This is a genomic window from Actinophytocola xinjiangensis, from assembly GCF_001921215.1.
Taxonomy (GTDB): domain Bacteria; phylum Actinomycetota; class Actinomycetes; order Mycobacteriales; family Pseudonocardiaceae; genus Actinophytocola; species Actinophytocola xinjiangensis.
The window spans coordinates 1-9,501 of record NZ_MSIF01000020.1 but is presented as its reverse complement, the minus strand read 5'-3'; the positions used below and the strand labels follow the sequence as shown (position 1 = coordinate 9,501).

The window sequence follows — 9,501 nt, the reverse complement described above, 5'->3', positions numbered from 1 at the left end:
GAAGAGAAGTACCTCGACTACCTGAAGAAGGTCAGCGCCGAACTGCACCAGACCCGCGCCCGGCTGCGGCAGGTGGAGGACGAGCGGGTCGAGCCGATCGCCGTCGTCGGGATGGGCTGCCGCTTCCCCGGCGGCGTCACCTCCCCCGAGCAGCTGTGGGACCTGGTCGCCGCCGGCCGCGACGCCATCGGCCAGGTGCCGGCCGACCGGGGCTGGCCCGACCAGCACCCCGGCGGTTTCCTGGACGCCGCCGGCGACTTCGACGCCGGCTTCTTCGGCATCTCCCCGCGTGAGGCGCTGACCACCGACCCGCAGCAGCGCCTGCTGCTGGAGGTGACCTGGGAGGCCGTCGAGTCCGCCGGGATCGCCGCCGACAGCCTGCGCGGCACCGGAACCGGCGTGTTCGCCGGTGTGATGACCACCGACTACGGCGACACCGGCCTCGGCTCGGCCGGCAGCGTCGTGTCCGGCCGGGTCGCGTACGCGTTCGGCCTGGAGGGCCCGGCCGTCACCGTCGACACGGCCTGCTCGTCGTCCCTGGTGACCGTGCACCTCGCGGCGCGCGCCCTGCGCGACGGCGACTGCTCACTGGCCCTGGCCGGTGGGGTGACGGTCATGGCGACCCCGGCGCTGGTCACCGAGTTCACCCGCCAGGGCGCGCTGTCCCCGGACGGCCGCTGCCGCGCGTTCTCCGCCGCCGCCAACGGTTTCGGCCTCGGCGAGGGCGTCGGCATGCTGGTCCTGGAACGCCTGTCCGACGCCCGCGCCAACGGCCACGAGGTCCTGGCCGTGGTCCGCGGCTCGGCCGTCAACTCCGACGGCGCGTCCAACGGCCTGACCGCCCCGAACGGCCCCGCCCAGGAACGCGTCATCCTGGCCGCCCTGCGCGACGCCCGCCTCACCCCCGCCGACATCGACGTCATCGAGGCGCACGGCACCGGTACCAGTCTCGGCGACCCGATCGAGGCGCAGGCCCTGCTGGCCACCTACGGCCGGGCCGGTCGTCCGGTGTGGTTGGGTTCGGTGAAGTCGAACATCGGCCACGCCCAGGCCGCCGCCGGGGTGGCCGGCGTGATCAAGACGATCCTCGCGATGCGGCACGGGATCGTGCCGGCGACCCTGCACGCGGACGAGCCGTCCCCGCACGTCGACTGGTCGGCCGGCTCGGTCTCCCTGGCCACCGAACAGCACCCGTGGGACGCGCCCCGCCGGGCGGCCGTGTCGTCCTTCGGTGTCAGCGGAACGAATGCCCACGTCATCCTCGAACAGGTCGAGTCCGAGCCGTCGTCCCCGGTCGGGGGCGTTGTCCCGTGGTTGTTCTCGGCGCGGACCCCGGAGGCGTTGGGGGAGTTGGTGTCCCGAGTCCGTGCCGTGGATCTGGATCCGGCGGATGTGGCGTTCACGCTCGCGACCCGGTCGGTGATGGAGCACCGCGCGGTCGTGGTGGGGTCGACCCTTGACGAGCTGCGGTCGGCGGAGGTCGTCACGGGTTCGGGTCCGGTGACGTCTCCGGTGTTCGTGTTCCCGGGTCAGGGTTCGCAGTGGGTCGGTATGGCGGCGGAGTTGTTGGAGTCGTCTCCGGTGTTCGCGGCCCGGATGGAGGAGTGCGCGAAGGCACTGTCCCCGCACGTCGACTGGTCGCTGCTGGAGGTGCTGGACGACCTGGACCGGGTCGATGTGGTTCAGCCGGTGTTGTGGGCGGTGATGGTGTCGTTGGCCGCTGTGTGGCGGTCCTACGGTGTCGAGCCCGCTGGGGTGGTCGGCCATTCACAGGGTGAGATCGCCGCTGCGTGTGTGTCGGGCGCTCTGTCTCTTGAGGATGGCGCGCGGGTGGTGGCGCTGCGGTCGCAGGCGATCCGTGCGTTGGCTGGTCGGGGTGGCATGGTTTCGGTTCCGTTGCCCGAGAGCGAGGTTCGGGAGCTGCTGACCGAGGGTCTGTCGATCGCGGCGGTGAACGGGCCGGCGGCCACCGTGGTGTCGGGTGATGTCGCGGAGCTTGAGGCGCTGCTGGGGTCCTGTGAGGGGGCGAAGCGGATCCCGGTGGACTACGCCTCGCATTCGTCGCAGGTGGACGCGATCCGGGACGAGGTTCTGCGGCTGCTCGCTCCCGTGGAGCCCCGGGAGGGGGAGATCCCGTTCCACTCCACCGTTCCCGGTGGCGGTCGGCTGGACGCCGAGTACTGGTTCCGGAACCTGCGCAACACCGTCGAGTTCGCACCCACGGTCGAGAAGCTGGTGGCGGACGGGCATTCGGTGTTCATCGAGATCAGCCCGCACCCCGTGCTGATCCCCGCGATCGACGCCACCGCCGTCGGCACCCTGCGGCGTGACGAAGGCGGGTTGCGGCGGTTGCTGGCCTCGCTCGGGGAGGCGTTCGTCAACGGGGTCCCCGTCCGGTGGGACGCCGGTCGGGTGGTTCAGCTGCCGACCTACCCGTTCCAGCGGGAACTGTACTGGCAGCGCCGGCGCCCCGCGTCCGACGGGAACCACCCCCTGGTCGACACCGCGGTGGCACTGGCCGACGGGGGCTGTGTCCTCACCGGACGGATCGGGCTCGACAGTCACCCGTGGCTGGCCGACCACACCGTCCTGGACACCGTCCTCGCCCCCGGCGCCGCCCTGGTCGAACTCGCCCTGCACGCCGGCCGGCTCACCGGCTGCGACCTGCTCGACGAGCTCACCCTCGAAGCCCCGCTGGTCCTGCCCGACGACCAGGTCCACCGCGGCGTGACCGTCCAGGTCGCCGTCGGCGAGGCCGGACAGGACGGTCACCGGCCCGTCACCGTCCACTCGCGCACCGACGACACCTGGACCCGGCACGCCACCGGCGCCCTCGCCCCCGCCGGCCAACCCCCCGGCCCCGCCACCCGACCACCGGCCGGGGCCGAACCGGTCACCGTCGACTACGACCGGCTCGCCGCCGCCGGCTACGACTACGGCCCCGCCTTCCAGGGGCTGCGCGCCGCCCGGCGCCACGGCGACGACGTGTACGCCGAGGTCACCCTGCCCGACACGGTCGACCCCACCGGCTACGGCCTGCACCCCGCCCTGCTCGACGCCGCCCTGCACGCCCTGATCGACCCCGACGGGCCGCTGCTGCTGCCGTTCTCCTGGGCCGGCGTCACCCTGCACGCCACCGGCGCCACCACCGTGCACGCGCACGTCCGCGACGGCCGGCTGCACCTCACCGACCCCACCGGCCGGCCCGTCGCCACCGTCGAGGCCCTGGCGTCCCGGCCGGTGTCCGCCGACCAGCTCCGCCGCCCCGGCGGCCCCCTGCACACCCTCGCCTGGACCCCGCTGCCGCCGGTCACCCCGGCCGATCCCGGCGGTCTCGTGGCCATCGGCCCGGACCTGCCCGGTGAGTCCTTCGTGGACAACGAGGCGTTCCTCGCGGCACTTCCCTGGGACGCGCCGGCCCCGGAGGTCGTCCTCGCCCGCTGCGTGTCCACGTCGGACACGATCGCCGGCCGCGCGCACGAGCTGGCCGGCGCCGCCCTGGACCTGGTGCTGTCCTGGCTCGCCGACGAGCGACTGGCCGCGTCCCGGCTCGTGGTCGTCACCACCGGCGCGGCCGGCGACGACATCACCGACCCGGCCGCCGCCACCGTCTGGGGCCTGCTGCGCTCCGCCCAGTCCGAGCACCCCGGCCGGTTCGTCCTGGCCGACGTCGACGACGCGTCCTGGCAGTACCTGCCCGCCGCCCTGGCCACCGGCGAACCCCAGCTCGTGCTGCGCGAGGGCCGCGTCCACGTGCCCCGCCTCACCAGAGCCACCGCCGACCCCACCCCCATCGATCCCGACTGGACGGTCCTGGTCACCGGCGGCACCGGCACCCTGGGTTCGCTGGTGGCCCGTCATCTCGTCACCGTCCACGGTGTCCGCGACCTGGTCCTGCTGAGCCGTACCGGTTCGGCGCCGGCGTTGTGCGATGAGTTGACGGCTCTGGGCGCGGCGGTGTCCGTCGTGGCCTGTGACGCGGCCGACCGGTCCGCGTTGGCCCACGTGTTGTCCGGTGTGGACGTTGACGCGGTGGTGCACGCGGCCGGGGTCCTGGACGACGGGCCGGTGGAGTCGCTCACCCCGGAACGGATCGCGAACGTGTTGGCCTGCAAGGTCGACGCGGCGGTGAACCTGCGTGAGCTGTTGCCCGATCTGTCGGCGTTCGTACTGTTCTCCTCGCTGGCCGGCGTGCTCGGCAGTCCCGGGCAGGCCAGTTATGCCGCCGCCAACGCCTTCCTCGACGCGTTCGCCGTCCACAGCGGCGCCACGTCGATCGCCTGGGGGCTGTGGGAGCAGGACAGCGGGCTCACCACCCACCTGGACACCGCCAGCCGCGCCCGCCTGGACCGCACCGGCGTCCGGCCGCTGCCCACCGCCGACGCGCTCGCCCTGTTCGACCAGGCCACCGGTGCCACCGCCGTCGTCGCCGCCCGGTTCGACCTGGGCGCCCCCGCCCTGCCCGACCTGCTGCGCGACCTCGCCAGAGGCCGGTCACGCCGCCCGGCCGCCACCGACAGCGCCGCGCTGACCACCCGGCTCGCCGGCCTGTCCGAACCCGACCAGCGGGCCGCGCTGCTCGACCTGGTCCGCACCCACCTCGCCGCCGTCCTCGGCCACGCCGGCGCCGCGTCCGTCCCGCCCGAGCGAGGGTTCCTCGACCTCGGCCTGGACTCGCTGACCGCCGTCGAACTGCGCAACCGGCTCGCCGCCGCCACCGGGCTGCGGCTGCCCACCACCCTGGTGTTCGACCACCCCAACGCCAGCGCCGTCGCCACCCACCTGCACACCGCGCTGGGGGTCGGCCCCGCCGACCCGGCCGCCGCCGTGGCCGCCGACCTCGACCGGCTCGCCGTCGTCCTGCGCGACCTGCCGGCCGACGTCGCCGAAGCGTCCGGGGTGGCCGCGACCCTGCGCCAACTGCTCGCGACCTGGGACACCCACCAGGCCCACGACGACCTCGAATCGGCGACGGCCAGCGAACTGTTCGCGCTGCTCGACGACGAACTGGGCAGGTGAGGACGTGACCGACGACCAGCGCTACCTCGACTACCTCAAGCGGGCCACCGCCGAACTGCGCGAGACCCGCCAGCGCCTGCGCGAGGTCGAGGACCGCCGCGCCGAACCGATCGCGATCGTCGGCATGGGCTGCCGCTTCCCCGGCGGCGTCACCTCACCCGATGACCTGTGGGACGTCGTCGCCGCCGGCCGCGACGTCATCGGCGAGGTCCCCACCGACCGGGGCTGGGACCAGGGCCTGTTCACCACCGGCGTGCGCCACGGCGGTTTCGTCGACGGCGTCGGGGACTTCGACGCCGGGTTCTTCGGCATCTCCCCGCGTGAGGCGCTGGCCATGGACCCCCAGCAGCGGCTCGCCCTGGAGGTGTCCTGGGAGGCCCTGGAGTCCGCCGGCCTGCGCGCCGAGAGCCTGCGCGGCACCCGGACCGGCGTGTTCGTCGGCTCGGTCGCCGCCGAGTACGGGCCGCGCATGCACGAGGCCTCCGGCGAGGTCGGCGGCTACCTGGTCACCGGCATCGCGACCAGCGTCGTGTCCGGGCGGATCGCCTACGCCCTCGGCCTGGAGGGCACGACGTTCACCGTCGACACGGCGTGCTCGTCGTCGCTGGTGGCGCTGCACCTGGCGTGCCAGGCGCTGCGCCAGGGCGAGGTGACGCTGGCGCTGGCCGGCGGGGTGGCCGTCATGTCGGCGCCGGGCCTGTTCGTCGAGTTCGGCCGGCAGGGCGCGCTGTCCCCGGACGGCCGCTGCCGCGCGTTCTCCGCGTCGGCCAACGGTTTCGGGCTCGCCGAGGGCGCCGGCGTGCTGGTCCTGGAACGTCTGTCCGACGCCCGCGCCAACGGCCACCGGGTGCTGGCGGTGGTGCGCGGCTCGGCGGTGAACTCCGACGGCGCGTCCAGCGGCCTGACCGCCCCCAACGGCCCCTCCCAGGAACGGGTCATCCGCCAGGCCCTCGCCAGCGCCGGACTGTCCACCTCGGACATCGGGGTCATCGAGGCGCACGGCACCGGCACCAGCCTCGGTGATCCGATCGAGGCGCGGGCCCTGCTGGCCACCTACGGTCAGGTCGGCCGCCCGGTGTGGTTGGGTTCGGTGAAGTCGAACATCGGCCACGCCCAGGCCGCCGCCGGGGTGGCCGGAGTGATCAAGATGGTCCAGGCGCTGCGGCACGGCGTGATACCGGCGACCCTGCACGCCGGCGAGCCGTCCCCGCACGTCGACTGGTCGGCCGGCTCGGTGTCCCTCGCCACCGAGCCGAGCGCCTGGGACCTGCCGCGCCGGGCCGGCGTGTCGTCCTTCGGCGTCAGCGGAACGAACGCCCACGTCATCCTGGAGGGGGTGGCGGCCGAGCCGTCGTCCCCGTCCGGCGGCGTGGTCCCGTGGACGTTCTCGGCGCGGACCCCGGAGGCGTTGGGGGAGTTGGTGTCCCGGGTCCGTGCGGTGGACCTGGACCCGGCGGATGTGGCGTTCACCCTCACGAACCGTTCCCTGTTCGAGCACCGCGCGGTCGTGGTGGGTTCGACGCTCGACGAGCTGCGGTCGGCTGAGGTCGTCACCGGTTCTGGTCCGGTGACGTCTCCGGTGTTCGTGTTCCCCGGCCAGGGTTCCCAGTGGGTTGGCATGGCGGCCGAACTGCTGGAGTCGTCCCCGGTGTTCGCGGCCCGCATGGAGGAGTGCGCGAAGGCACTGGCTCCGCACGTCGACTGGTCGCTGTTCGACGTGCTGGACGACCTGGACCGGGTGGACGTCGTCCAGCCGGTGTTGTGGGCCGTGATGGTGTCGCTGGCCGCCGTGTGGCGGTCCTACGGTGTCGAGCCCGCTGGGGTGGTCGGCCATTCGCAGGGTGAGATCGCCGCCGCGTGCGTCTCGGGTGCTCTGTCCCTTGAAGACGGCGCGCGGGTGGTGGCGTTGCGCTCCCAGGCGATCCGTGCGCTGGCCGGTCGCGGTGGCATGGTGTCGGTTCCCATGCCCGAGAGCGAGGTTCGGGAGCTGCTGACCGAGGGTCTGTCGATCGCGGCGGTGAACGGGCCGGCCGCGACAGTGGTGTCCGGTGACGTGGCTGCGTTGGACGTGTTGATGTCCCGGTGTGAGCGGGCGAAGAAGATCCCGGTCGACTACGCCTCCCACTCGTCCCAGGTGGACTCGATCCGCGACGAGGTGCTGCGGCTGCTCGCCCCGGTGACGCCGCTGGAAGGTGGGATCCCGTTCCACTCCACCGTTCCCGGTGGTGGACGACCGGACGCCGACTACTGGTTCCGGAACCTGCGCAACACCGTCGAGTTCGCGCCCACGGTGGACAAGCTGGTGGCGGACGGGCATTCGGTGTTCATCGAGATCAGCCCGCACCCCGTGCTCGTACCCGCGATCGACGCCACCGGTATCGGCACGCTGCGGCGTGACGAGGGCGGGTTGCGGCGACTGCTGGCCTCCCTCGGGGAGGCGTACGTCAACGGGATCCCCGTGCGGTGGGGCATCGACGGGCACCCGACAACGCTGCCCACCTACCCGTTCCAGCGAGACCGGTACTGGCTCACGCCCACCACCCGGTCGGGGCACCCGTTCCTCGGCGCCGACGCCACCGTGCCCGACACCGGAAGCCTGCTGATCACCGGCAGGATCGGGCTCGACAGCCACCCGTGGCTGGCCGACCACACCGTCCTGGACACCGTCCTCGCCCCCGGCACGGCCCTGCTGGAACTCGCCCTGCACGCCGGGGACCGGGTCGGCTGTCGCACCGTCGAGGAACTCACCCTCGAAGCCCCGCTGGTCCTGCCCGACCACACCCCGCTCGACCTGCACGTCACCGTCGACCAACCCGACGACACCGGCCGCCGCGCGCTGCGCGTCCACTCCCGCGCCGGCGACGACCAGCCGTGGACCCGGCACGCCACCGGCACCCTCACCGACACCGCCGCCACCCCCACCGCCGACACCACCCCGCCGCCCGACGCCGAACCCATCCCCGTCGACGACCTCTACGACCGGCTCGCCGCCGCCGGCTACCACTACGGCCCGCTGTTCCAGGGCCTGCGGGCCGCCTGGCGCCACGGCGAGCACACCTACGCCACCGTCCACCTCCCCGACCCCACCGACGCCGACCGGTTCACCCTGCACCCGGCCCTGCTCGACGCCGCCCTGCACGCCGGTCTCGCCGGCCGGTCCGGCGACCCGCGCCTGCCGTTCTCCTGGCGCGACGTCACCCCGCACGCCACCGCCGCCACCGCGCTGCGCGTGCGGCTCACCACCACCGGCGACACCGCCCGCGTCGACCTCACCGACACCGCCGGCCACCCGGTCGCCACCATCGGCGCCCTCACCGGCCGCCCGGTCACCACCGAGCAGCTGCGGGCCGCGTTCCCCGACCGCCGGCCGCCGCTGCTCGAACCCCGCTGGACCGAACACCCCGCCACCGGCGAACCCCTCCGCCTGGCCGTCGACGACGCCGACGCGCTCGGCCTCGACGCCCAACTGGACACCGGCCACAACCCGCAGGCCGTCCTGCTCGGCCTCGCCCCCACCGACAGCTCGCCGGCCGCCGTGCGCGCCGCCCTCCGCCAGGCCCTCGACCTGGCCCACACCTGGCTCGACGACTCGTGGCCGACACTGGTCGTGGTCACCCGGGGAGCCGTCGACGCCACCGACCTCGCCGCCGCCGCCGTCTGGGGTCTGCTGCGCTCCGCCCAGTCCGAGAACCCCGACCGCTACGTGCTGGTCGACCTGGACGAGGACCCCGCGTCGGTCGCCGCGCTGCCCGCCGCCCTGGCCACCGGGCAACCACAGCTCGCCGTCCGCGCCGGCACCGTCCACGTGCCGACCCTCGTAAAGGTGGACGCCCATGGAACGGCGCCCGCGTTCGGGGACGGCACCGTCCTGGTCACCGGCGCCACCGGCACCCTCGGTGGGCTCGTCGCCCGCCACCTGGTCACCGCGCACGGAGTGCGGCGGCTGCTGCTGGTCAGCCGACGCGGCGGTGCCGAGGACCTGCGCGCCGAGCTGACCGCCCTTGGCGCCACCGTCACCGTCGCCGCCTGCGACGTCGCCGACCGGGACGACCTCGCCGCCCTGCTGGCCGGGATCGACGTGACCGCCGTCTTCCACGCCGCCGGGGTGCTCGACGACGGGCTGCTCGCTTCGCTGACCCCCGACCGGCTCGACACCGTCCTCGCCCCCAAGGTCGACGCCGCCGCCCACCTCGACGAGCTCGCCGCCGACGCCGGCACGTTCGTGCTGTTCTCCTCGGCCGCCGCCGTGCTCGGGTCGCCCGGCCAGGCCAACTACGCCGCCGCCAACGCCTACCTCGACGCCCTCGCCCGGCGCCGGGTCGCCGCCGGCCGCTCGGCCACCGCCATCGCCTGGGGCCTGTGGGAGCGGGAGAGCAGGCTGACCGGGCGCGCCGACCGCACCCGCCTCGCCCGGGGCGGCCTCGTGCCGCTGACCGCCGCCGACGGGCTGGCCCTGCTCGACGCCGCCGTCGCCACCGGGCG

1 protein-coding gene and 1 pseudogene are annotated in these 9,501 nt (G+C 74.3%); both read left to right on the top strand.

Annotated elements, in window-relative coordinates; all coding sequences use genetic code 11:
• Positions 1-15 precede the first annotated feature (15 nt).
• Positions 16-5,019 (top strand): annotated as a pseudogene (locus BLA60_RS30465) (SDR family NAD(P)-dependent oxidoreductase); the annotation flags it as partial.
• Between the two features lie 4 nt (positions 5,020-5,023).
• The coding region (locus tag BLA60_RS30460) for a type I polyketide synthase (RefSeq protein WP_154814739.1) at positions 5,024-9,501 on the top strand (4,478 nt) is incomplete at its 3' end.